Annotated in this window: 15 protein-coding genes; 10 read left to right on the top strand and 5 right to left on the bottom strand. The window is 66.9% G+C overall.

Annotated elements, in window-relative coordinates; translation table 11 throughout:
• The 3 genes from NQ036_RS10905 to NQ036_RS10895 form a co-directional block, all read right to left on the bottom strand.
• Complete coding sequence (locus NQ036_RS10905) at positions 1 to 966, bottom strand: ABC transporter permease (RefSeq protein ID WP_257058897.1); 966 nt, start codon at positions 964 to 966, stop codon at positions 1 to 3.
• Between the two features lie 102 nt (positions 967 to 1068).
• Positions 1069 to 2775: an ABC transporter family substrate-binding protein gene (locus NQ036_RS10900; protein WP_257058892.1), complete on the bottom strand. Its 1707-nt coding sequence runs from the start codon at positions 2773 to 2775 to the stop codon at positions 1069 to 1071.
• A gap of 38 nt (positions 2776 to 2813) precedes the next feature.
• Positions 2814 to 4070, bottom strand: a complete 1257-nt coding sequence (locus NQ036_RS10895; protein ID WP_257058889.1) for an alpha-hydroxy acid oxidase — start codon at positions 4068 to 4070, stop codon at positions 2814 to 2816.
• A gap of 48 nt (positions 4071 to 4118) precedes the next feature.
• Between NQ036_RS10895 and NQ036_RS10890 the strand changes: the two genes are divergently transcribed.
• The 5 genes from NQ036_RS10890 (at position 4119) to NQ036_RS10870 (ending at position 12468) form a co-directional block, all read left to right on the top strand.
• Positions 4119 to 5012, top strand: a complete 894-nt coding sequence (locus NQ036_RS10890; RefSeq protein WP_257058887.1) for a MurR/RpiR family transcriptional regulator — start codon at positions 4119 to 4121, stop codon at positions 5010 to 5012.
• 162 nt (positions 5013 to 5174) lie between these two features.
• On the top strand, positions 5175 to 6386 hold the full coding sequence (locus NQ036_RS10885) for an FAD-binding oxidoreductase (protein ID WP_257058884.1): 1212 nt from the start codon (positions 5175 to 5177) through the stop codon (positions 6384 to 6386).
• 234 nt (positions 6387 to 6620) lie between these two features.
• Complete coding sequence (locus NQ036_RS10880) at positions 6621 to 8258, top strand: amidase (protein WP_257058882.1); 1638 nt, start codon at positions 6621 to 6623, stop codon at positions 8256 to 8258.
• Between the two features lie 152 nt (positions 8259 to 8410).
• A complete protein-coding gene (locus tag NQ036_RS10875) occupies positions 8411 to 9634 on the top strand; it encodes a M20 family metallopeptidase (protein ID WP_257058879.1) in 1224 nt (407 codons plus the stop codon).
• A gap of 116 nt (positions 9635 to 9750) precedes the next feature.
• Positions 9751 to 12468 carry a zinc-dependent metalloprotease gene (locus NQ036_RS10870; RefSeq protein ID WP_257058874.1) on the top strand — a complete coding sequence of 906 codons (2718 nt, stop codon included), beginning with the start codon at positions 9751 to 9753 and terminating at the stop codon, positions 12466 to 12468.
• Between the two features lie 91 nt (positions 12469 to 12559).
• Here NQ036_RS10870 and NQ036_RS10865 read toward each other — a convergent pair whose 3' ends face one another.
• Together NQ036_RS10865 and NQ036_RS10860 are read right to left on the bottom strand one after the other, a co-directional pair.
• Positions 12560 to 13519: a serine hydrolase gene (locus NQ036_RS10865; RefSeq protein ID WP_257058872.1), complete on the bottom strand. Its 960-nt coding sequence runs from the start codon at positions 13517 to 13519 to the stop codon at positions 12560 to 12562.
• 202 nt (positions 13520 to 13721) lie between these two features.
• Positions 13722 to 15155, bottom strand: coding sequence for a M20/M25/M40 family metallo-hydrolase (locus NQ036_RS10860; RefSeq protein WP_257058869.1), 1434 nt, complete (start codon positions 15153 to 15155; stop codon positions 13722 to 13724).
• A gap of 240 nt (positions 15156 to 15395) precedes the next feature.
• Here NQ036_RS10860 and NQ036_RS10855 point away from each other — a divergent pair, with 240 nt between their 5' ends.
• From NQ036_RS10855 to NQ036_RS10835, 5 genes are all read left to right on the top strand, one after another.
• Entirely contained in the window at positions 15396 to 16706 is a 1311-nt protein-coding gene (locus NQ036_RS10855) for a M20 family metallopeptidase (protein WP_257058868.1), read from the top strand.
• Between the two features lie 220 nt (positions 16707 to 16926).
• Entirely contained in the window at positions 16927 to 18141 is a 1215-nt protein-coding gene (locus NQ036_RS10850; protein ID WP_257058865.1) for a M20 family metallopeptidase, read from the top strand.
• Positions 18142 to 18398: 257 nt separating this feature from the next.
• Positions 18399 to 20552, top strand: coding sequence for a hydantoinase/oxoprolinase family protein (locus NQ036_RS15830; RefSeq protein ID WP_257049972.1), 2154 nt, complete (start codon positions 18399 to 18401; stop codon positions 20550 to 20552).
• Positions 20545 to 22248 (top strand): hydantoinase B/oxoprolinase family protein, encoded by a 1704-nt coding sequence (locus NQ036_RS10840; RefSeq protein ID WP_257049973.1) that lies wholly within the window; start codon positions 20545 to 20547, stop codon positions 22246 to 22248. Before NQ036_RS15830 ends, NQ036_RS10840 begins: the two co-directional genes overlap by 8 nt.
• A complete protein-coding gene (locus NQ036_RS10835) occupies positions 22248 to 23864 on the top strand; it encodes a gamma-glutamyltransferase family protein (protein WP_257049974.1) in 1617 nt (538 codons plus the stop codon). Before NQ036_RS10840 ends, NQ036_RS10835 begins: the two co-directional genes overlap by 1 nt.
• The last annotated feature ends 113 nt before the right edge of the window (positions 23865 to 23977 follow it).

The following is a 23977-nucleotide window of genomic DNA, read 5'->3' as shown; positions in this document are numbered from 1 at the left end:
TCAGGCGGACAGTCGTATTCTCGGATCCAGAAGACCGTAGAGCAGGTCAGCCAGAAGATTAAGCAGTATTGTAAGAGCTGCAAACAACAGTAGCCACGCCATGATCACGTTGACGTCGAGATTGTGAACTGCGGTAAGGAGAAGGTCGCCCATCCCTCTCCATTGGAAAACGGTTTCAGTTACGACTGCTCCACTGATGAGTGAGGCAAAGTCCATGGCAACAACTGTAACGAATGGAAGGAGCGCATTTCGCAGTCCGTGTCGAATAACTGCCTGTGCCTTCGATAGGCCTTTTGCTCGCGCTAGTCGCATATAGTCGCTCTGCAATACCTCGATCATCGATGCTCGAACGTATCGGCTCCAGGATGCAAAAATATTGACTACTAAGACAACTATCGGCAATAGGATGTATCCGAACAGCCCGAACCCGGTAACTCCGGAGCTGGTCCCATCGCCAATTGTGTATAGCGCGGTGTGTCCGACGGTCTTATTGAACTCAACTGCTGCCTGTTTGAGCAGGATTGCAATCCAGAAGACGGGCAGGGCCATGGCGATAAAGATTATCGCACTTAGCGTCATGTCTAACTTGCCATATTGCTTAAGCGCGCTTACGATTCCGACGATAATCGCAAGGATTGCAGCGATGACTACTGCGAGTACAACCAGGCGCAATGTGATTATCAAACGCGCGCCAAGTTCATGTGAGATATCCACGTTGTACATTGACTGACCGAAGTTTCCGGTGAACAGTCCCAGCAGCCACTTGAAGTATCGCAATAGTACGGGCTGGTCTAGGCCAAAGTCATGTTCCATGGCCTTGATCGAGGCCTCGGGTGGTGGTGGATCAGTGTCTCTGAACCGTGACATTGGATCTCCCGAAAGAGAGACCATCATGAACATAACGAACGATGCTATTAAGAGCATCGGTATGGTTACTAATAGACGTTTAACTGCGTAGCGCCACATTCGTGATAGACCTTCCGAGTAGTGGACTATGGGAGCTGGCCGCGGGGCCGGTTCCATGTCTAGCTGGAGCCTGCCCCGCGGCCAGAGCCTTGTCGGGTTTTGTCAGCCTTCCGACCTAAGCCCCCATTCGGCCATGTTGTAGGTGGGCCCGTTTACAGTTGGGTTGTCCCTGATGTTTCCAACTTTCTTGTTGTAAGCAAGAAGGGACGGTTTCTGGTATAGTGGGGCGACATATACGTCATCCTGCATTAGCTTGTCGGCTTCGTTGATGAATTTGATCACGTCTTCGGGCTTACTGGATTGACCTGCCTTGTCGACAAGGTCATCCACCTTCTTGTTCGAGTAATGAAGGTTATACCCGGTATCCGTGGTGTAGCGCTTGGTTGCATTGGATGCCAGGAACGGCTGTCCCGTATATCCGACTACGATGATGTCGTATCCGTAAGGCTTGTTCTCCGAAGTGCTGTCACCGAGGGAGTCAGTCGTCTCGATTTTCATCTGCACCCCGATCTGTTTGGCGGCTGCAGCTACGATGTTTGCGGTAGATTCACGAACAGGGTTGTTCACGGTGTATACCAGACGGAGCGGTGGCACAGTCTTACCCGCAGCGTCGACCAACTTGTCTCCGTCGATCTTGTATCCCGCATCTGTCAGAATCTTCTTGGCACCTTCGACGTCGCCCTTGCCGAACCCTAGTTCTTCGAGATGGTTCTCATATCCATCTTGCTGCGACATGATCATTGAATTCCCAAGTGGCTCTACAGAGGAATCGAACTGCCCGACGCCTTTATCAATGATTTGCTGTATGTCGAGCGTTTTCATGATTGCTTGGCGCAGCGGCTTCTGCGACAGGAAGCTATTCGAATGGTTGAACATGAGAGCTTCCATGACCAGCGACTTGTTCATTTGATAGTCGATATTGGCGCCGGCCATGCCTTGAATCTGCGTTAGCAGGTCTACCTGGGGCTGCGGATATGAAGCATCGATCTCTCCATTTTGCAGGGCCGTCGGGATCTGCTTTGCGTCCGTGATCATCTTGAAGGTGACGCTTTGTAGTGTGGGCTTCTTTCCCCACCACTTCGGGTTGGGAGCTAGTTTCACCGACACGTCCTTTTTGAAGTCGTCGATGATGAATGGACCGCCGGAGAACGTTGGCTGGTTCTTGTTGAACCAGTCGAAAGCCTCTTTGTAGCTGCCATGCTCTTTGGCGATGTGTGCGGGGAGGAGTCGCGGGAATCCGGCCTTCCAATCGGAGTATCCAGCGTTGTACTCCACCGTGACAGTTTTTCCGTTATCGCTGCCTTTGATGGACTTTACCTTTTCCATGCCGTAGCTGTCGGCGGTAGAGCACTCCTTGCAATCTTTTTTGTTCAACACGTGGTATTGCCAGATGAAGTCATCGGCGCTGATGGGGGTTTCATCAGACCAGACTGCGTTCTTGTTGATCTTGTACTCTACGACCGTCGGCTTGTCTTTGATGGTCTTCGCACTGTCGAGTAGGTCAGAATTCATTGCGACGTCAGAGCCGTTGGGCTGCTGGGTGAATGCGGATGGGTAAATTGAGTTGGTTACCCAAACCGTTTCGGAGATGTCGCCGGCGGCGGATATTGTATTCCAGTTGGGGATAGTTTTTTCGATAGCGAAGGAAATGTCGCCACCAGTTAGATTATCGTCGGAGTTGACGGTGTTGATATCGCCTGTGACTTGGTTTTCGGGGGTGGTGCCGCTGCCGCCGCCGCTGGAACACGCGGTGGTTGTGGCCAATGCGAGCGTGGCAACCGATGCCAGCGCAAGTTTGATGTGCTTCATCTCGTTCTCTTTCTGCGAGGTGAGTGTTCGTGGCCGCTCTAGAGACCAACTGCGGAGGCGTCGCGGAAGTTCTGCGGCGTGAGCTCTGTGACTGTCGAGCAACCGAGGTGGCCCATAGTCATCCAGAATTCTTCGCGAAGAATGTCGAGAACGGCCTCGACGCCTTCTTCTCCGTCAGCGGCAAGCCCTAGCCCTGTGAGACGCCCGATTGCTACGGCATTGGCTCCTAGCGCGAGTGCCGCGGCGATGTCTCCGCCACGGCGGATGCCCGAGTCGATGATGATCGGCATGTCGGGCCCTGCGGCCTTTCGGATCTCCGGCAGGGTTTCGATGCTTGAAAGTGTCCGATCTACGGTTCGGCCGCCGTAGTTCGACACATATAGTCCAACAGCTCCTGCATCGATAGCGGCTGTGGCATCAGCGGCCGAGCTGATGCCCTTGATAACGATGGGAAGCGGGCTTTGGGGGATGAATGCCTTCACGCGTGCCCAATCCCAACGTGATTCGGTGAAGTTGATCAGTTCTTCCAACGGCGCAGGGTTGGACAAGCTCGGGTCGAAATTGTCGTGGCCTGAGGAGAACCGGGAGACAAAGCGGTTTTCAAGAAGCCGCTCACGCCATTGCCGAATGGGGGAGTATGTCGCGATGATGTATTTGTAGCCTGCCGCCTTGGCACGCTCGATCATCTGTAGGCAGTGTTCTTCCTTCCCAACGAAACTCATTTGGAACATTGCTGCTGCATCCGAGGCTTCGGCGATCTGCTCGAGCGTGAACGAAGCGGCCACTGGGACCATTTGCTTGACTCCCGCAGATTGTGCTGCTCGGCCCACCGCCTTATGCCCATCAGGGTGGAATACTGCTTCCTGACCAAAGGGCGCGGTGAACAGCGGGAAGGAAAGATCAAGGCCTAATACGTTCGTTTCTGTCTTGGGCTTCGTCAATCCTGCGAAGAGGGGGACTTCCCAGAGGAGTTCGTCGAACTTCTGCGAGTTCCGATCGGTGGTCGTTTCGCCGCTGGTCCCTGTCCATAGGTAGTCCCAGATGCTTTCGCTCATCTGGTGGCGGGCGGCTTTCATGATGCCCGAGATGGTGGTGTATTTTCGGGTGCTCGCAAATTTGTCGTCGAGGATTGCTGAGGTCTGCTCAAGGTTTTTCGCCACGAGGTCGCTGCTTTCTCTAGTCTTGGTGTGTGTCACTGTGTCTTCGGTGGCATGCGGGTGGATGGGCGTCGCGGGGTGCCTGCTGGTAGCGGTTGGGTTTGCGGGGTGCAGCACCTGGTCGATGAGGTGTGCCATATCACTGTGTGATGTAATAGACAGTACAGCGAACGGGGGTGTGTATCAATGGTTACACGGAGTTTTTTTTCGGAGCTCGGGCCCGATGGGGGATCATTCTCGGATCGCGTGGCTGCGACTGCGTCGTCACTGACCGTGAGCCAGTCCAAGGTTGTGCGTTACTTCGAACGAAACGCAACCCTTGCGCTTGCTTCCTCAGCGGAAGATCTTGCCAAGGTTCTGGGTGTCAGTACTGCGTCGGTGGTGCGGGCGGCTCAGGCACTTGGGTACGACGGACTCACGGCGTTGAAACATGGATTGGCCACTGAAGTCTCGGAGAAGGGCGTAGCGCCGGAGCGCGTGCTTGATCGGCGACTTCGCACGGGCAAGCCTGGATTCGACCGCTTTCGGGAAATGCTGGTTGATATGAGTGATTCGATTATCGAGCTTGGAGATACGGTCGATCCGGAGGCCTGGGAGGCCGCGGTCTCGACGCTGTGCGGAGCACACCGCGTGTTTGCGTATGGCGTTGAGGAAGCGGGCCATGTCATCGAGACCCTGGTGCATTACCTGCGCACGTTCGGAGTTGATGCATCGTCGTGTACTAGCACTGGTACGGCATTCGCCCCCTTCGCCACTATGGCGAGTCAGGCTGACTGCATCGTGCTGTGTTGTCCGCTCCGAGTGTTTCCCGAGATACAGGCCTTGCTGGAAGTGTCCGAAGCCTCGTCGATTCGGTGCATTGTGTTGACGGAGGTGGTGGATCCTGATTTTGTTTCGGGCTGTTCTACCGTGCTGACTTGCCCGAGTACGGTACTTACAGATGGGTCCAATGTTATAGCGCCTATGGCCCTGGTCTTTGCCCTGACGCAGCAACTCGCTGCGGCGACCGCACCGGCGTCGATGGCCGCATACGATCGCATGCTTCAGATGCGCTCAATGGCAGGCCGGGGTGCTCGGTAGGCCGGTGACTACAGGGGAGGTGTTGCACTGCGGCTAGGCTGAATTGAGTCTGTGAATGAAGTCACTTCATGTGTATCAGCTTTTCCACCGCTGGTGATAGGCAATCGCCCATACCCAGAGGCGCATCAGCCCCACAGCACCACCCAACAGAAAGGCACAACCATGGCAAACGTCGCAGTCCTGGGCAGCGGGGTCATCGGCTCCGCCGCTGCATACGAACTCAGCAGGGCCGGCCACCACGTGACCGTCCTGAGCGAATCACCCTGGGGCGGAGTGACCTCGCAGACCTCCTTCGCCTGGGTCAACTCCAACAACAAGGACCCGCGCGCCTACCACGACCTCAACGTCGCCGGCATGCGCCGCCACGCGGAGCTGCAGGCCGAACTGGCCCCCGCCCAGCCCTGGTACGTGACCACCGGCTGCTTCATGGAACACTCCAGTGCTACCGACCGCGACGCCGCACGCGCCCGGATGAGCGGCCTCGGCTACCCCGTCACGACCATCGCCGCGGCAGACGCCCCCGTCTTAGAACCCGCCTTCACCCCGCGCGAATCCGAATCCCTCTTCTTCCCCACTGAGGGCTTCATCTACGTCGAGCGCTTCATCCCGGCTCTCCAGGCCGCGGCCGTGGCAGCCGGAACCGAATTCCGGCAGGTGCGCATCACCTCGGTCGACAGCACGGCCACCGGAGTCACGGTCACCTCCCAGCGAGTCGAAGCCGGCGGTGCCCTGGCCGCCGCCGAACAGGCGTCGTTCGACCACGTGTTCATCGCCCTGGGCAAAGTCGCCGACCTGGTCCCGGTCAACGGCGGGCCCGCGGCCGGCGGTGCCATTCTGCCGATGTTCCACAGCGAGGCCACCTCGGTCGACACGCACTGCTACCTGGGCTATGCGGACACGGGAGCGCAGAAGTTCAACCGTGTTTACATCTCCGATGCCGTGAACTTCCGGCCATTCGGCGAATCCGGTCTGGTGCTCCAGGCGCCGGCCCTGGAATACCACTTGGACGGGCCGGACCCCGAAGAGCACTTCGAGGAGGTCCGTGCCTATATGGAGGAGCAGGTCAATGCCCGACTGGCCGGCACCGAGGCCGCACCGATCCACGTGGACCGTGTGATCCTGGCCGAGCGCAGCCTGCCGCTCGACGGCCACCCGATCCTGGGCTTCGTCGACGAACACCACCGGGTCTCCACCGCGGTGTCGCACAGTGGGGTGACCCTTTCGGCGCTGTACGGACGGTTGGCGCTGGAGTTCGTGGCCGGCCGCGAACCCGAATCCGTTGCCCCGTTCAAGCTGGACCGGTTCGATCCCTCGGTAGTGGATGGGACCTCGGCCCCGGAGCTGTTCCAGCAGCAGGGCGTGGGCCGGCAGTAAACGTAGTCGCCGCCGGAAATATCGCAAGCGCGGATTCACATTGTGTGCGGATATCCCAGCACACAATGTGAATCCGCGCTTGCGAAGTGAACCGGGGGTCGGCCCGACTCGGCCCGGCCCGCCGGGTGCACGTCTATCTCCGCGTGTGGCCCGGCGCTTCGCGTTCCTGGACCAAGGCCGCTGCGTGGCGGCTCTCATGGCGGTGGGATAGTGGAGAGCGTGACTGTAGACGGGATGGATGTAGAGAAAGTCGGCACTGCCGAGGATGCCGGCGGCGGGGCGGGAACCGGCAGCGTGGCCGGCAGCGGAGCCGCAGACCTGACCGATGGCCTGGGCGTATTCCTGCGGCGCTTCCCGACGGCGCAGGCGGGGGACCTCGGCGGCACCGGGCCCCTGGCCGGCATGCGCCTGGGCATCAAGGCGCTCATCGCCTGCGCTGAGGCGGTCCCCACCGCGCAGAGCCGCGTCTACGATCCCGACTTCTGCGCCGGGCGCGATGCGCTGGTGGTGGAGCGGCTGCGCGCCGCCGGTGCCCGCATCGCCGGGGTGACGACAATGGCCGAGCACGCGGTGGGTCGGCCGGATCCGGCACTGGACTTCCCGATCCCGCGCAATCCCTGGGACCCCGCGCGCTGGCCCGGCGGTTCCAGCTGCGGTACTGCGAGCGCGATCGCCCTGGGCGAGGTCGATGCCGGCTTGGGCACGGACACCTCGGGCAGCTGCCGGATCCCCGCCGCGTTCTGCGGCATCACGGGTCTGCGACCGAGCTTTGGGCTGTTGCCCCTGGACGGAATCCTGCCCGGGGCGCCGAGCCTCGACGTGGTGGGCCCGATGGCCCGCACCGCCGCCGAGTGCCGCCGCCTGCTCGATGTGATGCGCGGGCGGGCTGCGGGCGGTGCCGAGGACCCGGCCTCGGTCGACGAGGCGCAGGTGGACCTGCGCGGTACCGTGATCGGCGTGCCCGCCGAGCTGCTGGCCGGGGGCGGCCCGGACGACTCGGGCGATCCGGTCCGCGTGCCAGACGGCGCCCGGGGTTGGGATGAGCGGATCGCGCCCGGTGTCGGCGCGGCCTTCGCCGGGGCCCTGGCGGATCTGCGCGCCGCCGGCGCCGAGGTCCGTGTGGTCGAGCTGCCCCCGGTCGACGACATGGTCCGCGTGACGATGACGATCTTCGTGCGCGAACTCTTCGACGTGCACCGGGAGGACCTGGTTGCGCGCTGGAATGACTTCGGTCGGTCCATGCGGCGTACGGCGGCATCCGGGGCGCTGGTCGACGACGCGGTCTACCGGGCCGCGCTGGAACGGGCGGGGGAGTACGCGAACCGGATCGACGAGGTGCTCGCGGCCCTGGACGAGCCGGCAGGGGCCTCGGCCCGGGAATCGCGCAGTGTCGCCATCGCCCTGCCTACCTGGCCGCAGGTGGCCCCACCGCTGGTGTTCAAGGGCGGGGTGCCGCAGAACGACTGGAATCTGACCGGGGCGTACTCGGCCACCGGCCATCCCGCGCTGGCCCTGCCGATGGGATTCGCCGCGCCGGGCCAAGGCGCGGCTGCCGATCCGCGGGCCGCTGCCACGGAGGGCATGGGGCTGCCCGTTTCCCTGCAGCTGATCGGCCGACATGGCGGAGACGACGCCCTGCTCGATCTGGGGCAGGCGTACCAAGCGCTGACCGACCACCACCTGCGGATGCCGGATCGGCGTGCGGCGGCCGCAGGGCTGGCCCGGGTCGAGCCGATGCCGGATCCGGACGCCGAGCCCGTCAGTGAGGAGGAGCTCGCCGCGGTGCCGCAGATCCTCGTCGACCGGCTGGCGGAGTTGGGCATACCGGCAGGGCTCCACGACCTGGTGACGATCGCGGGCATCCTGAGCTGAGGCCGAGCTGCGGCCCGGGGCACCCGTTCGCATCCCATGCGCGCATACACGCATGGGATGCGGGTTCGCACATGGGATATGGGACCCAGGTCTCATTTTCGTTTCGACCGTGATTGGATAGGGGAGAGCCAACTCTACTTGGAGGTACACCCATGTCCCAGACGTCCACCACGCCGGATTTCCGTGCCGAGGCTGCGGCCCTGTCCGATGACCTCGTAGCCCTGCGGCGCGATCTGCACCAGCATCCGGAGATCGGCCTGCAGCTGCCCTATACGCAGGGCAAGATCCTCGAGGAGCTCGAGGGTCTGGGGCTGGAGATCCACACGGGTACCGGCCTGAGCTCGGTCGTGGCGATCCTGCGTGGTGGCGCCTCGGCGAAAGAACCGGCGACCAAGCCGGTCACGGTCCTGCTGCGCGGGGACATGGACGCGCTGCCCGTGGTCGAGCAGACCGGGTTGGAATACGCCTCGACCAACGGCGCGATGCACGCTTGCGGCCACGATCTGCACGTCACCGGGCTGGTGGGCGCGGCCCGCCTGTTGGCCGCCCACCGGGAGGAACTGCCCGGCGACGTCGTCTTCATGTTCCAGCCCGGTGAGGAGGGCGACGGCGGGGCTAAGGTGATGCTCGACGAGGGCATGTGGGACACGGTCGGCGGCAAGGTCGACGGCGCCTATGGCCTGCACGTCTCCTCCGGTCCGCGCGGTGTGTTCACGCTGCGCCCCGGCACCCTGATGGCCGGTGCGAATCGGCTCAACGTGACCTTCCACGGGCGTGGCGGGCACTCCTCGCAGCCCTCGAAGTCGATCGACCCTGTGCGCCCGGCGGCCGAGTACGTCGGCGCGATGTACCAGGCGATTGGCGCGAGCTTCAGCGTCTTCGACCCGGTGGTCACGGCCTTCACGCAGATGTCCGGCGGAGACGCCATCAATGTCATCCCGCCGCACGCCTCGGTGGGCGCTTCGGTGCGCACGCTCTCGCGCGAGTCGACCAGGCGCTTCCCCGAGGTGGCCCGCCGGGTGGCCGATCACGTCGCCGCAGCCCACGGCTGCACCGCCGAGGTCGAGTTCGTCGAGCAGTACCCGGTGACGGTCAACGACGATGCCGAGGCGGCCTTCGTCCTCGACGAGCTGACCGGGGTCTTCGGCGCCGAGCGCGTCATCGAATCGCCCGATCCGCAGATGGGCTCGGAGGACTTCTCCTATGTCCTCGAGGAGGTTCCAGGCGCGTACTACTTCCTGGGTGCCAGCCCCGAGGGTGTGGATCCGGAGACCGCGGCGACGAATCACTCCCCGCAGGTGCTCTTCGACGACGCCCTGCTGTCGGACAGCGCCTCCTCCCTGGCGCTGATCGCCTGGGCCCGCCTGCACCGCTGACACCCACCACCTGAGTTCCACTACTTACCGGAATGGTGAAATCCGACCCGAAACCGCGATTTTTCACCATTTCGGTAAGTAGTGGAACCCTGCGGGACTGAGAAATGGAGAGACATATGTGGGAGCATTCGAGGTTCCTCGTACATGCGATCGTCACCAGGGGACTCGGTACCTCCGCGGTGGGCGTGGACCGGGGCGATACCATTCCCGGGTTGGTGGTCCGGCTGGACACCGACGCCGTAACCGGCGGGATTTCCGTCGTGGCGGAGAACACCGAATACGGACTGCCCTCGTGTGACGTGGGCCGGAACGAGAGCGCTGCCGCGGGCGACGCGGGCCGGGCCGAATCCGAGGCCGTACCCGAGGCCGCAGGCGGGAGCGAATCCGGCGCCCGGGCGGCCGCTACGGCTGTGCGCGACTCCTTCGCAGAGTCTGTGCTGATCGGCGACGCCTCCACGGACACCGGCGACTTCGACCCCATCGCGCTGGGCTACGTCGACTATCTGCGCACCGCCGCGGCCCTGACCAAACGCCACGGCACCGCCTACGAATTCCGTCCCGACCTCAGCCATGTGGCCGAGGTGAAATGGTTCGACGACATCCTGGCGATCGACGCGACCCTGAGCTTCACCCCACGCGGAGCCGGCACCTGGACCGGCGCCGGAACCGGGCTGTTGGCCGGCAGCACAGCGGTGGGCGGTGGGGCCTCGGCGGCGGGAAATGCTGCGGCGGGAAGCACGGCTGCGGTGAAGGCCGATCCCTCGGCCGGGCCGTATCCGGGCGTGCCCGCCGGGACGGCGGAGAACGCCTCGGGCCCCACCCCGCCTCCGGGCCGCCCCGGTGCACCCGCCCCGGCCGAGGCCGTGACCATCACCCAGCGCGTGACCCTGCGTCCGCTGCCCGAACCCGGCTATCAGCCGGTGCCATTGGACCCGGAGTCCGGCGCGATGGCCTATTTCACGACCCACCGTTTCGACGAAGTCGGGCATACGGACGCGCGGCGCACCTACGCGCCCCGGCACCGGCTGGCCCACGACATCGTCTACCGGCTGGACCCCGCGATCCCCGAACCGTACCGCGCGGCGATGCTCGCCGGCTTCAACTGGTGGGCCGAGGCCTTCGCCGCAGCCGGCCACCCCGGCCGGTTCCGCGTCGAACTCCTGCCAGCCGGCGAAGACCTCTACGATCCGCGCTACGGCACCATCACCTGGTGCCACCGCGCCGACCGCGGCTGGTCCTTCGGCAAGGGCCAGCTGGACCCGCGCACCGGCGAGATCCTCAAGGGCTGTGTGGTCATGGGCTCGCAGCGCATCGAAGAGGTCCGCGCCATCACCGAGGCCGTCTTGGCGCCGTACGGGCAGTCGGCGGCCGCGGCGGACGGCTCGACCGAATCCGAGCCCTCCCGCCCGAGCGGCGCGCGGCTCGTCGAATCGGTCGTAGTGGCGCGGATGGCCGCGCTCGCGGCCCACGAGATCGGGCACTCGCTGGGCGTGGCCCACAACTTCGCCAGCCACCACCACCCGCACCTGTCGGTGATGGACTATCCGGGACCGGTGTTCGCCCTTGACGCCACCGGCGCGCCCTGCGTCCCGACCGGCGAGGGGGTCCCGTACCCCACTGGTTTGGGGGAGTGGGACCGCCATGCGATCGCAGCCCTCTACGGTGACAAGGCGCGCCCTGCCGGTGGCGCTCGCGAGCTGGGTGCCCCTGTTGGTGAGGGCCCGCGCCTGGCCGGTGGTACTCGCGAGTTGGGTGCGCCTCAGGTTGAGGGCCCGCGCCTTGCCGGTGGTACCACTTGCGTAGCCCTGGAGTACTCGACGGACGCGGATTCGCGCGAGGAATGGTATGCCGACGCCACCGGCTCGACCTGGAAGGCCCACGGCGAACCCCTGGACACCCTGGCCTCCGTGATCGAGGTACGCGCTGCCGCCCTGGCCCGGTTCAGTCCGGCCGTGGTCCCGGTCGGGTCCGATCCGCACGAGGTCGAGCGCCGCTTCCGCCTGCTCTACCTGCTGCACCGCTTCCACGCGGTCAGCGTCCTCAAGGCCATCGGCGGCACCCGGCGCTCCTACGGGCTGGTCGGCGGCGGTCCGGCTTCCAGTGCGGCTTCTTCCGGCTCGGCGGCTTCCAGCGCGGTTGCCGGCATCGCCTCCGGTTCGGTGTCCGCCTCGACTGCTCCGCCGGCCTGGGCGGTGTCGGCCGTTCCCGTCGATGAGCAGTTGGCCGCGCTCCAGGCCGTGAACCGCGTGCTCGCCGCGGACTTCCTGAGGGTGCCCGAACACATCCGCCCGCTGCTGGTCCCGCCTGCCGGGGGAGTGACGCCGCCGGCCGGCGGCTTCGCCCACCGGACCTCGGGGGCGGCCGACATCGAGGCGATCGTGCGCGCCGGCACCGAGGCCGTGGCCTCGCCCCTGCTGGCCCCGGCCCGCCTCAACCGGGTGGCGCAGCAGGCCCCCGAGGTCCTGGCAGCCATCGTTGCCGCGACCGCCGGCCGCGCGCTACGCAGCCTGGACGAGGGGTTCGCCTTCGGTGCGGGTGGGTGTGGTGCTCGGAGAACCGACACCGCGGAAACCGGAGGGGACTCCGCCGGCGCTGCGGTGGCTTCGGCTGAGGGGAAGACGGAGCGGACGATCGCCTGGGCCCTGCTCAACCGGTTCACCGCGAGCCTGCTCAGCGCCGACCTGCATGAATCGGTGCGCTTCGAGATCCTGGACCTGCTATCTGGGGTCGAGCCGCGTAACCGGCTGCTGGCCCGTCGTTGGGAAAACATCGTCGAGCGCATCATCAGCTTCGACGACACCCTCCCACAAGTCCCCCTGGGTGCCCCGATCTAAGTTCCACTACGCCCTGAATTGTCGAAATTCAGCCCGAAACGCCGATATATCGACATTTTGGGGCGTAGTGGAACTCTGGGGCTTCAGCGGGTCAGTTCGTGACGGCCTGGAACAGGGCGCGGGAGATCCGGGCGATGGTGTCGCCGGGGGTGTGTGCGTCCTCGGCGCTCAAGTCGCTGCCCAGGATCGACAGGCTCAGGGCGTTGCCGCCGGGTAATTCAACTACACCCGTATCGTGATAGATCCCGGCCAGGTCGCCGGTCTTGTGCAGCACGGGAGTACCCTCGGGCAACAGTGCGGGGATCCTGTCCCTGAACTGCTGGCGAGCCAGCATCCCCTTGGCCCGCCGGACGGACTCCTCCGTCAGCGCCGGTTCGGAGGTGGTGTCCTCGGGCCCAGACTGCGCTGACTCCGGATCTGCGGATTCCGGCTGCGAGGCCGCGGGCGTGCTGGCCCCGGCACCTGCCCCAGACCCGGCCGTGACGCCGGCAGGGACCCCAGCACCGGCTTCCGGCGCGGAGGCATCGAGTGAATCCACCCCGCGAATCCCCGTCAGCGCTTCGATCAGGAGCACCTGGTCGTGCGCACTGGTGAGATTGTCGCGCCCGGCCGCGGCGGCCTCGGCGTCCATCATGTAGCGTGCCAGCACCGTCTGATCGCAGCCGAGCGAGGCCGCTGCCGCATTGACCTCGGCGAATCCGACCACGTCGATCGCGGCGTTCGTCGCGTCGTTGTCGCTGACCGTGATCATCAGGCTCAACACCTCGCGCAGCGGCAGCGTGTGCACCGCTGGCATATCGGCCAGGACCCCGGACTCGCCCACGCGCCGCACCGCCAGGTCGACATCGGTCGAGAAGCGCAGCCTGCCGGATTCGACCGCGCGCAGCACGGCCAGCAGGATCGCCAACTTGATGGTGCTGGCCGCCGGCACCTGCGCGCCGGGCTCGCGCGTGTAGACGGGCACCCCGTCGAAGTGCGCTGCGATCCGCCAGGTGCCGGGGGCCGCCGAGACGACGGCGTCGACGCGCGCGAAGCTATCCGGTGCGAACATATCAGTCCTCCAAGGGGTTGGTGGGGTGGGCGGTTCGGTGCTTCGAATATACCGCCGCCGAGGCCGCCGCGCCCGGGTGTCCCGTGCCTGTTTTCCACTGTCCGAGGTCCCGGCGCTGCCTGGGTGCGGACCGAGCGCGCCGGGCGCGGGCGCGGAGTCGCCCGGGTGCGGGCGCGGGTGTGGCGTCGGCTCAGGCCTCCGCCTAGGCCAGGCCCAGGTAGCGCACGGCCGTGAGTGCGAAGACCTTCGCGGTGTCCACCACATCGGTCACCTTGCAGCGCTCGTTGAAGCCGTGCACGCAGGGCAGCTCGGCCGGACCGTACTGCAGGACGGGGATGCCATGGGCGCGGAAGAAGCGCGCATCGCTCGATGCCCATTGCAGCACGCCCTTGGCTTCGGGCCCGACGACCTCGCGCAGAGCGCCGACCAGGTCCACGACGATCGGGTCCGCGGGGTCGGTCCAGTTCGCCTCCGAGGCCTGGGCTGCGATCTCGAGTCGGGCGTTGGGTGTGTGCCCGCCGGCTACGGCCGCGGCGCGTTCGTCGGTCACGTGGACTCCGGCGCCGGCCAGCAGTTCGACCACCCGTGCGTTGACATCGGCGCGGCGCAGGCCGATCGGGATCCTGGTGTCGACCTCGAGCACGGCCCGGTCGGCCACCACATTGACCCCGGTGCCGCCGTGGAGCGTGCCGATGTTGACCGTCACATGGCTGAAGACCCGGCTGATGCCGGGGCGGTAGGCGCCGGGCTCATCGCCGGTACGGGCCTCGGCGTAGTCGATGGAATCCGCGATGAGCGGGCGCACCGACTCCGGTGGCTCGGCCTCCAGTTCCCAGAGCTTCTGCAGCGCGAGCGCTGCCCTGGCCGCCAGCAGATTCGCCGAGGTCCCGTGCAGGGGTTGGAGCGAGCCGTGCCCCGGGGTGCCGTCGATCGTGATGCGCAGCTTGTTCAGGCCCTTCTGCCCGATCGTCGGGAAGCCTCGCTCGGCCGGCTCTGCGATGACCGCACCGGTCACCGAGTCCAACAGCCCGTGGTCGAGCACCCAGGGTGAGCCCGTGACACCGCCGGTCTCCTCATCGCAGACCGCCGCGAAGGTGATGGGACCTGCCAGTGGTACGCCCAGATCGCGCAGTACGACCATGGTCAGCATCTGTCCTGCCAGCCCCGCCTTCATATCCGAGGCGCCGCGGCCCCGCAGGTACCCGTCGACCACATCGCCGGCGAGGGGCGGGAAATCCCAGCGCTCGGCATCGCCGATGGGCACCACATCGTAGTGGCCGGCCAGCGCCAGATGCCGCGGAGCTTCGGCGAGGAGGTGCTCGGGGCTCAGCCGGGCCACTACATTGACCCGGCCGGGGCCCGCGTTCGGCACATCGTCGACGGTGTGGAGCTGCGCCTCGATCCCGTGCTCATTCAGCCAGCCGGCGGTGAAGGCGGCGATGGCGCTGCAGTCTCCGGCGGGATTCTCGCTGGGGATGCGGATGAGGTCCCCGGCGAGTTCGAGCAGTTCGGGCGCGCGCCGGTCGAGTTCGGCCAGGATGAGCCGTTCCCACTCGCCCGGTGTGGCTGCCGATGGGTGCGATGGCGTCTGCGGTGATGTGGCGGGTGATGTGTGCGGCGTCTCCGGAGTGCTCATGCGCCCAAACTACCCGATGCCCCGGCTGTGCCCTCCCCATGCCCGGAAACACCATCTCAGCGCGGAAACTACCTGTTACAGCAGGTAGTTTCCGCGCTGAGATGGTGTTTGGGCAGAAGGCGCATGCACCCGGGGTGACCCACACCTCGTTCATCGCGCGTGCTTGAATGGAGGGGTCCGTGAAACTAAGCGTATGAACAAGGCGGGAGAGCCTCTGCCCGCTGGGAAGAAGACACGACGATGAGCACCGACCCGAGCACCACCTCGGCCCCGGACTTCCGCGCGGAGGCCAGAGCACTGGCCGATCACCTGCGGGACCTGCGCCGCGACCTGCACCGCGATCCGGAAACCGGCCTGGAGCTGCCGCGCACGCAGGCCCGCGTGCTGGCCGAACTCGAGGGGCTGGGACTGGAGATCCACACGGGACGGGATCTGTCCTCGGTCGTGGCGGTGCTGCGCGGGGGCGTGCGGGTTCCTGCGGCCGATGCCGCCGGAACCGGAACCGGAACCGGAACCGCAGCCGGGGCGGAAGGTGCCCCGGCTGCTGGGACCTCGGCCGCAGGAACCCGCACGCCCAGCGTGCTGCTGCGCGGGGACATGGACGCGCTGCCCGTGGCCGAGGCGACCGGCCTGGACTACTCCTCGACCAACGGGGCGATGCACGCCTGCGGCCACGACCTGCACATCTCCGGCCTGGTGGGCGCGGCCAAGCTCCTGGCCGCGCACCGCGAGCAGCTGCACGGCGACGTCATCTTCATGTTCCAGCCCGGCGAGGAGGCCGACCGCGGCGCCAAGGTCATGCTCGACGAGGGCATGTGGGATGCTGTGGGCGGCAAGCCGGATGCGGCCTTCGGCATCCACGTGTGGAGCGGCGAACCGGGCCTGTTCCTGACCCGGCCTGGCACCATGATGGCCGGCGCGAACCGCCTGTTCGTGACCTTCCGCGGCAAGGCCGGCCACGCCTCGCGCCCGCAGGACTCGCTCAACCCCGTGCTGCCGCTCATCGACTTCTGCCACGCCTTCCAGGGCATGGTGACCAGCGGGTTCAGCGTGTTCGACCCTGTCGTCGCGACGATCACGCAGCTCGACGGCTCGACGGCCGTCAATGCGATCCCCGGTGAGGCGAAGATGGGTGCCAGCGTGCGCACCCTGTCGGCCGAGACCACCGCGAAGTTCCCCGTCCTGGCGCGCCGGCTGGCCGAATCGGTGGCGGCCTCGCACGGGGCCGAGGCCGTGGTCGACTGGATCGAGCAGTACCCGCCGACGGTCAACGACGACGCCGAGGCGGCCTTCGCCCTTGATGCGCTGCGCGGGATGTTCGGTGCGGAGCGGGTAGTGGAATCGCCGGATCCGGTGATGGGCTCCGAGGACTTCTCCTACGTCCTCGAAGAGGTGCCGGGCGCATTCCTGTTCTTCCAGGTCAGCCCCGAGCACATCGACCCGGCGCAGGCCGCGACGAACCATTCGCCGCTGGTCGAGTTCGACGATGCGCTGCTGCCGGATCAGGCCGCGGCGCTGGCGGGCCTGGCCTGGGCGCGTCTGGCGCGGTAGGGGCTCGACGCTCGGCGTTCGCAAATGGGCGCTGCAAGTGGATCCCGCAAATCATTGGGCTGTTTATCTCAGATTCGACCGTTCATCCGGTCCAATCTGAGATAAACGGCCCAATGATTTACGCGCGCACCCCGCCCGCCCGCAACCCCCGCGCACCATGGTGACCTCAACCACATCATCGCTATAGTGGGAACGATCCCATAGCGAGAGGCGGACAAGCATGACGAACGCGAACATCGACTTCCCCGGCGAGGCCCAGGCCATTTCGGCCGATCTGGTGGACCTGCGGCGTAGACTGCACCGGATCCCCGAACTGGGCAACGATCTGCCGAACACTCAGGCCATGGTGCTCGAGGCCCTGGCCGGCCTGCCGCTGGAGATCACCACGGGTGAGTCCTTGAGTTCGATCGCGGCGGTCCTGCGCGGCGGGCTGCCCGGCCCCACCGTGTTGCTGCGCGGGGACATGGACGGACTGCCCGTGATCGAGGACACCGGTCTGGACTTCGCCTCGACCAATGGGAACATGCACGCCTGCGGCCACGACCTGCACACCGCCGGTCTGGTGGGAGCGGCCCGGCTGCTGGCGGCCCACCGCGATCAGCTGCGCGGCACCGTGGTCTTCATGTTCCAACCCGGTGAGGAGGGCCCTGGTGGCGCGCTGCCGATGCTCGAGGAGGGACTCCTCGACGTGGCGGGCACCCCGGTCGACGCGGCCTTCGGGCTCCACGTCCAGGCGCGGCTGAACACGCCCGGCACCTTCGAAACGCGTGGGAACACGATGCTGGCCAGTTCCAATCAACTGTTCGTGACCTTCCACGGGGTCGCCGGCCACGGCTCCACCCCGTCGACGGCGATCGACCCGATCGCCCCACTGCTGGAGTTCGGCCAGGCCCTGCAGACCATGATCACCCGGCGCTTCAGTGTCTTCGATCCGGTCGTGGCCACGGTGACGAACCTGCGCGGGGGAGAGGCGACGAACACCATCCCCGCCGAGGCCTTCCTCGGCGCGACCGTGCGCACCCTGTCCAAGGAGAACACGGAGAGGTTCGGCCGGCTGGCCACGGACTTGGCGAACTCGATCGCCGCCGGCCACGGGTGCACAGCCGAGGTCGAGTGGGTCAACAAGTATCCGCCGACGGTCAACGATCCGGCCTGCGCGCGGTTGGCGCTGCGCACGATCGAGCCCACCTTCGGCGCCGCCCGCGCGCAAAACATGTCCGACCCCGGCATGGGCTCGGAGGACTTCTCCTATGTGCTCGAGCGGGTGCCGGGCGCCTACCTCTTCTACTACATCACCCCGGCGGACCTGGACCCGGCGACGGCCGCGACGAACCACTCGCCGCAGGCCCGCTTCGATGACGGCTTCCTGTCCGACGGCGCGGCTGCCCTGGCTGCGCTGGCCTGGGAATACGCGGCCGAGGCCACCGCCGGCTGAGCCGGATTCCTCCGTTCGCGCCGGGGTTACCCGGCCCGCTCGCATGGGCGATGTGCGCGGCAGGCGATTTGGTCCGAAGAATCGCCAAATTCTCAGACCAAATCGCCTGCTGTGTTGGTGGGTTCGGTTTGGGGTGGGGTTGGTGGGGCCCTGCCTCTTGACTCGCCTATGACTCAGCGCACATAATCAAGTGTGGGAACGTTCCCAAACGGGATTCCCGCCAGAATCACCACACCCACCAGAAAGGCGGAACCGGCGTGAGCCTACGCATCGGCGTCGACACCGGCGGAACATTCACGGACGTCTGCGTCTTCGACGACGCGACCGGGAGCCTGCACGTGCGCAAGGTCTCCAGCACGCCGGCCGACCCCGGCCAGGCGATCCTCACGGGGGTCGGCGAACTCCTCGGCCGGCTGGGGCGCGACATCGGCGAGGTCGACTACTTCGCCCACGGCACCACGGTGGGGACCAACGCCCTGCTGACCGGGCGCGGCGTGCCCACCGGCTTGATCACCACGCGCGGATTCCGCGATCTGCTGGAGCTGGGCCGCGGTCGGCGCCCCGATATGTATGATCCGCAGGCGGACAAGCCCGAGCCCTTCGTCCCGCGCGAATCCCGGCTGGAGGTCACCGAACGCGTCCGCCACACCGGCGCCGTCGAAATCCCCTTGGACGAATCAGAGGTCCGCGCGGCCGTGGCCACCCTGCGCGACCAGGGCGTCAAGGCGATCGCCGTGTGCCTGCTCTACAGCTACCTGGTGCCGGACCACGAGCGCCGGATCGGCCAGATCATCGCCGAGGAATTCCCCGACTGCTACGTCTCCCTGTCATCGGATGTGCTCCCGGAGTTCCGCGAATACGAACGCCTGTCGACCGTGGTCACGAACGCCTATGTGGGCCCGGTCGTCCACGACTACCTGGTCCGCCTGCGCACCACCCTGGCCTCGGCCGGGCTGGCTGCGACCCCGCACGTGACCCAGAGCAATGGCGGGGTCATCCCCTTCACCGCTGCCGAGGACCTGCCCGTGCGCCTGGTCCTCTCCGGGCCCAGCACGGGTGTGGTGGGCGCCGCGCAGATCTGCCTGGCCGCCGGCCACCCGGATATCATCACCTTCGATATGGGCGGGACCTCATCGGACATCTCACTCGTCCAGAACGGCGAACCCAAGCTGACCGCCGGGATGGAACTGGACGGCCGGCCGATCCGTTCGCCCATGCTCGACATCCACACGGTGGGTGCAGGCGGCGGCTCGCTGGCCTGGATCGACTCCGGCGGCCACCTGCGCGTCGGCCCGCAGTCGGCCGGCGCGGACCCGGGCCCGGCCTGCTACGGAAAGGGGCTCGAGCCGTCGGTGACCGATGCGAACGTCGTCCTCGGCGCCCTGGATCCCGAATACCTGCTCGGCGGGCAGATGAAGATCGACGCGGGCGCGGCCGCCGCGGCCGTGGACCGGGTGGCCGGCCCTCTGGGCCTGTCGACCGCCGAGGCCGCACTCGGCATCCTGCGGGTGGTCACCGCGAACATGGCCAGGGCGATCCGCGTGGTCAGCGTGCGCCGCGGCTACGATCCGCGCGACTACGCGCTGGTCCCGTTCGGTGGCGCAGGTCCCCTGCACGCCTCGCGGCTGGCCCGGGAACTGGGCATGCGCACGATCGTCGTGCCCGAGGTCCCCGGCGCCCAGTCGGCCATGGGCCTGCTCATGACCGACGTCCGCACCGACTTCATGCGCACCGTCATCACCCCGGTCGACCCTTCCGATCCGGCCTCGGCCAGTCGGATCGCCGCGGCCTTCGCCGGCCTCGAATCGCAGGCCGAGGACTGGTTCGACTCCCAGCAGGTGCCTGGGGCCGGCCGGACCCTGGTGCGCCGCGCGGAGCTGCGCTACCGCGGCCAGAACTTCGAACTGCCGGTCGAGGTCCCCGCCGGCCGGATCAGCGCCGAGTTGCTCGGCGAGCTGGTGGTGGCCTTCGGCGCCGCACACGAACGCGTCTACGGCTATGTGGATGAGGAGTCGCCGATCGAGGCGGTCACCTTCCGCGTCCAGGCCAGTGGCGCCGCCCCCAAGGTGGAGGTCGCCTCGGCCGGTGCCGAGGCCCCCGCCGGTGCCGCAGAGCCCGCCGACGCTGCGACTACTGCGGACCCTGCGGGCGCGGCGAACGCTGTGAACCCCGCCGGCGCCTCGGCTGCGGAGAGCGCACGGACCGGGAGCCGGCGGCTGTACACCGGAGCCGGGGTCTACCGGGAGGCCGGCCTGTACGACCGCTCCCGGCTGTGCCCGGGCGATGTGGTGACCGGCCCTGCGATCATCGATCAGATGGACACGACCACCGTCCTGCTGCCCGGCGACACCTGCACCGTGGACGCTCGGCGCAACCTGGTGATCTCGATTGGAGACGAATCCGATGACTGAACAGAAGACCTCGGCCACGCCCACCCTCGACCCCGTGCTGGTGGAGGTGATCGGATCCGCCCTGGCGACGATCGTCGAGGAGATGAGCGAGACCCTGGTCAAGGCCGCCTTCTCGCCGAACATCAAGGAGCGCAGGGACTGCACGGCCTCGCTGTTCGACGCCGAGGGCAATGCGATCGCGCAGGACGAGGGCGGCTCGCCCCTGCACCTGGGCTCGCTCATGGGCGTGGTCGCGGCGATCCGCGAGCGCCACCCGGCCGAGGCGATCGGACCCGGTGATGTGTTCATCGGCAACGACCCCTACACCGGCGGCGGTTCGCACCTGCCCGATATCGTCCTGGCGGTGCCGATCTTCATCGACGGCGTGCTCAGCGCCTGGGCCGCGACCCTGGCCCACCACGCTGACTTCGGCGACCGCGGGCACGCCCACATCTTCCAGGAGGCGATCCGGATCCCGCCGGTCCACCTGGTGCGGCAGGGCGTGCGACAGGACGAACTGCTGGACCTGATCCTGCTCAACTGCCAGATCCCGGCCGAGCGCCGCGCGGACCTGCGGGCCCAGGAGGCCGCCAACCGCGTGGCCATCACCCGCTATACGGAACTGTGTGAACGCTATGGACGCGATACGATGCGCGCGGCCGGCGATGAGCTGCTGGACTACACGGAGCGGCGCACCCGCGCTGCGATCGCGGCCTTCCCGGACGGCGAATACACGTTCACGGACTGCTTCGACTGCCCCGAACTCGACGATGAACTCACGCTCAAGGTGCGGATCGTGGTAGCCGGGGACACCATGCTCTTCGACTTCGCGGGCAATCCGCCGCAGGTCCGCGCCAGCGTCAATGTGGTGTGGACGGGGCTTTACGCATCGGTCTACTACACGGTCAAGACGCTCATCGATCCGGACATCGCGCCCAACGCCGGGCTGTACCGGCCGATCACCATCGAGGCCGAGGACGGTTCGATCCTGAACTGCCGGGCGCCGGCGGCCGTCAACGGCCGCAGCGAGACCAGTCAGCGGATCGTCGACCTGATCCAGGGGGCGCTCGCCCCGGCCGTTCCCACCCGGGTCACAGGCGCCTCGAACGGCGCGAACACCGGGGTGCACTTCTCCGGCTACGACCCCGTGCGCGGCCGCGACTTCGTCTACCTCGAGACGATCGGCGGCGGCTCGGGCGCGCGGTACAACAAGGACGGGCTCGACGGGGTGCAGGTGCACATGACGAACACCTCGAACCTGCCGGTGGAGTCCCTGGAAACCGAATACCCGTTGATGGTCCAGGCCTATGAGCTGATCGACGGCTCCGGCGGCGACGGCGAGTTCCGCGGCGGCATGGGCATCCGCCGGAAGGTGCGGGTGGAGGCCGAGGACGTGCACTTCTGGCTCGACACCTCCCGGCAGCGCTCGCAGCCCTGGGGCCTGTTCGGTGGGGGACCGGGGGCCTCGGCGCGGTGCGAGCTGAGCCCCGACGCGCCCCCGGTGGACCACGGGTACACCGTGCTCCAGCCCGGCCAGTGGGCCTCGATTGAGACGGCCGGCGCCGGCGGTTACGGGGATCCGGCGAACCGGTCCGCCGAGGCCAGGGTCGCCGACCGCGTCCGCGGCACGGCCGGGGACCCGGCCGCCGCGAACCCGGCGGAACGTGCCGATGCCCCTGCGGCGCAGTCCGAACAGACGAACGAGAGGACGAAGTGATGGCTTCGCAGTACTATCCGGCGGGCGCGCCCGCGGCCGTGATCGGCCCCAAGCCCCGGGTCGAGGGCGAACGCGGCCTGGTCGTGACCAGCCACCCGGCCGCGGCCCAGGCCGGCGCCGATGCGCTGGCGGCCGGCGGCAATGCGGTGGACGCCGTGCTGGCGGCGGCGGCCACCCAGCTCATCGTCGAACCGCATATGACCTCGCTGACCGGCGGGCTGAGCCTGCTGTCGCGCACGGTGGACGGCGAATCGACCTATCTCAACGGCAATGTGCACGCGCCGCTGGCGCCCTTGCCGGGCTTCGGCGGGAACGAGGATCTCAACGGCGGGCGCGGCAATCCCGTGCCCGGCTGGTGGCCGGCCTTCCGCGATGGGGCCGCCCGGCTGGGCCGGCTGGGCGCGGCGCGACTGCTGGCACCGGCCATCGCCTGTGCGCACGAGGGAGTGGAGGTCAATCCCTTCCTGTACGCGCTGATGTACGAATCGCAGGCCAATCTGGGCATCAACGCCGATATGCGCAAGGCGTTCTTCCCCTCGGGCAGCCTGCTGACCCCGGGCGAGACACTGGTGCAGCACCAGGCGGGGGCGACCCTGGAGCGCCTGGCGAACGAGGGCGACTCCTATTATCTGGGCGACTTCGCCCGTGCCGTGGTCGCAGAGAACCGGCGCGGCGGTGGGGTGATGGCGCGTGAGGACTTCGAGTCGGCCCAGCCGCAGTGGGACGATGCGGTCACCGGGACGTACCGGGGCCTGGACGTGCTGGGGTCTGCGCCGCCGGACGACGGCGGGCAGATGCTCGTGGAGGCGCTCGCGATGCTCGACCACGTGGACCTGGCCGCGATGGGCGCGCCGAGCGAGTCCTTCGAGACGCTCAAACTGCTGGTCCAGGTGCACAACGAGGTCTACTATTCGACCCCGCACCGCGGCCGGCCCTATGAGTCCGCCGAATACCTCGCTGGTCTGCGCGATCCCGGTTTCGCCGCCGCGCGCCTGGCCCGGGTCCGGACCCAGGGTGGGGTGCCCGGTCCCGCGGCGATGCCGGTGCCCGGCACGATCCACGTGTCCGCCGTCGACGCCGAGGGCAATGTGGCCAGTCTGACGCACTCGCATATGGCCTCGGCCTGGGTCAACGGGCTGTTCGCCGAGGGCTTCCAGCTGGCCGGCGGCGGCTCCTTCTTCCAGCGCGGGATGCCCGCGCCGGGGGAGAAGGCGATGGTCTACCTGGCCCCGCACGTGCTGTTGCGCGACGGGGTTCCGGTGGTCGTCGGCGGTTCGCCGTCCGTGTCGATCGTGGCGTGCGTGCTGCAGAACGTGGTCAACCTGGTGGACTTCGGGATGACGATCGAACAGTCGGTGGCGGCACCCCGGTTCGGCGCCCGGCCGCATGATCCGGCCTTCGGTTGGCGGCCCGGCGTGATGTTGGAATCCGGTTTCGCGCCGGATGTGCAGCGCGGCTTCGAGGACTGGACCTCGCAGGTGGGGCTGTGGTCGAAGCCGGCCGGTCCCTGGTACACGCTCATGGGCAATTACGAGGGCATCACGATCGATGCGCACGGCCGCGCTGCGGCCAGTGCCGACCCGCGCCGCGCGGGCGGTGCGGTGGCCGCCGACTGAGCGGGGACCTCGGGTGCGGTGTGTAATGTGCCGTGGCCGAGGTCCCGGAAGTCCGGGAGAGGTCCCGGAATTTCGGGTGCGGTGCGCGAGGCGCGGAAATTGTATTGACACCG

This window comes from Brevibacterium sp. 91QC2O2 (genome assembly GCF_024580695.1).
In the GTDB taxonomy this organism is placed as follows: Bacteria; Actinomycetota; Actinomycetes; order Actinomycetales; family Brevibacteriaceae; genus Brevibacterium; species Brevibacterium moorei.
This window is presented reverse-complemented; position numbering and strand designations above follow the sequence as displayed.

Bases quoted from the DNA above. Each gene is read 5' to 3' on its own strand.
- NQ036_RS10895 (WP_257058889.1), bottom strand. From the start codon at position 4,070: ATGGCACACCTCATCGACCAGGTGCTGCACCCCGCAAACCCAACCGCT.
- NQ036_RS10880 (WP_257058882.1), top strand. From the start codon at position 6,621: ATGGATGTAGAGAAAGTCGGCACTGCCGAGGATGCCGGCGGCGGGGCG.
- NQ036_RS10875 (WP_257058879.1), top strand. From the start codon at position 8,411: ATGTCCCAGACGTCCACCACGCCGGATTTCCGTGCCGAGGCTGCGGCC.
- NQ036_RS10835 (WP_257049974.1), top strand. From the start codon at position 22,248: ATGGCTTCGCAGTACTATCCGGCGGGCGCGCCCGCGGCCGTGATCGGC.
- NQ036_RS10870 (WP_257058874.1), top strand. From the start codon at position 9,751: ATGTGGGAGCATTCGAGGTTCCTCGTACATGCGATCGTCACCAGGGGA.
- NQ036_RS10865 (WP_257058872.1), bottom strand. From the start codon at position 13,519: ATGTTCGCACCGGATAGCTTCGCGCGCGTCGACGCCGTCGTCTCGGCG.
- NQ036_RS10860 (WP_257058869.1), bottom strand. From the start codon at position 15,155: ATGAGCACTCCGGAGACGCCGCACACATCACCCGCCACATCACCGCAG.
- NQ036_RS10885 (WP_257058884.1), top strand. From the start codon at position 5,175: ATGGCAAACGTCGCAGTCCTGGGCAGCGGGGTCATCGGCTCCGCCGCT.
- NQ036_RS10905 (WP_257058897.1), bottom strand. From the start codon at position 966: ATGTGGCGCTACGCAGTTAAACGTCTATTAGTAACCATACCGATGCTC.
- NQ036_RS10855 (WP_257058868.1), top strand. From the start codon at position 15,396: ATGAGCACCGACCCGAGCACCACCTCGGCCCCGGACTTCCGCGCGGAG.
- NQ036_RS10850 (WP_257058865.1), top strand. From the start codon at position 16,927: ATGACGAACGCGAACATCGACTTCCCCGGCGAGGCCCAGGCCATTTCG.
- NQ036_RS10900 (WP_257058892.1), bottom strand. From the start codon at position 2,775: ATGAAGCACATCAAACTTGCGCTGGCATCGGTTGCCACGCTCGCATTG.
- NQ036_RS10890 (WP_257058887.1), top strand. From the start codon at position 4,119: ATGGTTACACGGAGTTTTTTTTCGGAGCTCGGGCCCGATGGGGGATCA.
- NQ036_RS10840 (WP_257049973.1), top strand. From the start codon at position 20,545: ATGACTGAACAGAAGACCTCGGCCACGCCCACCCTCGACCCCGTGCTG.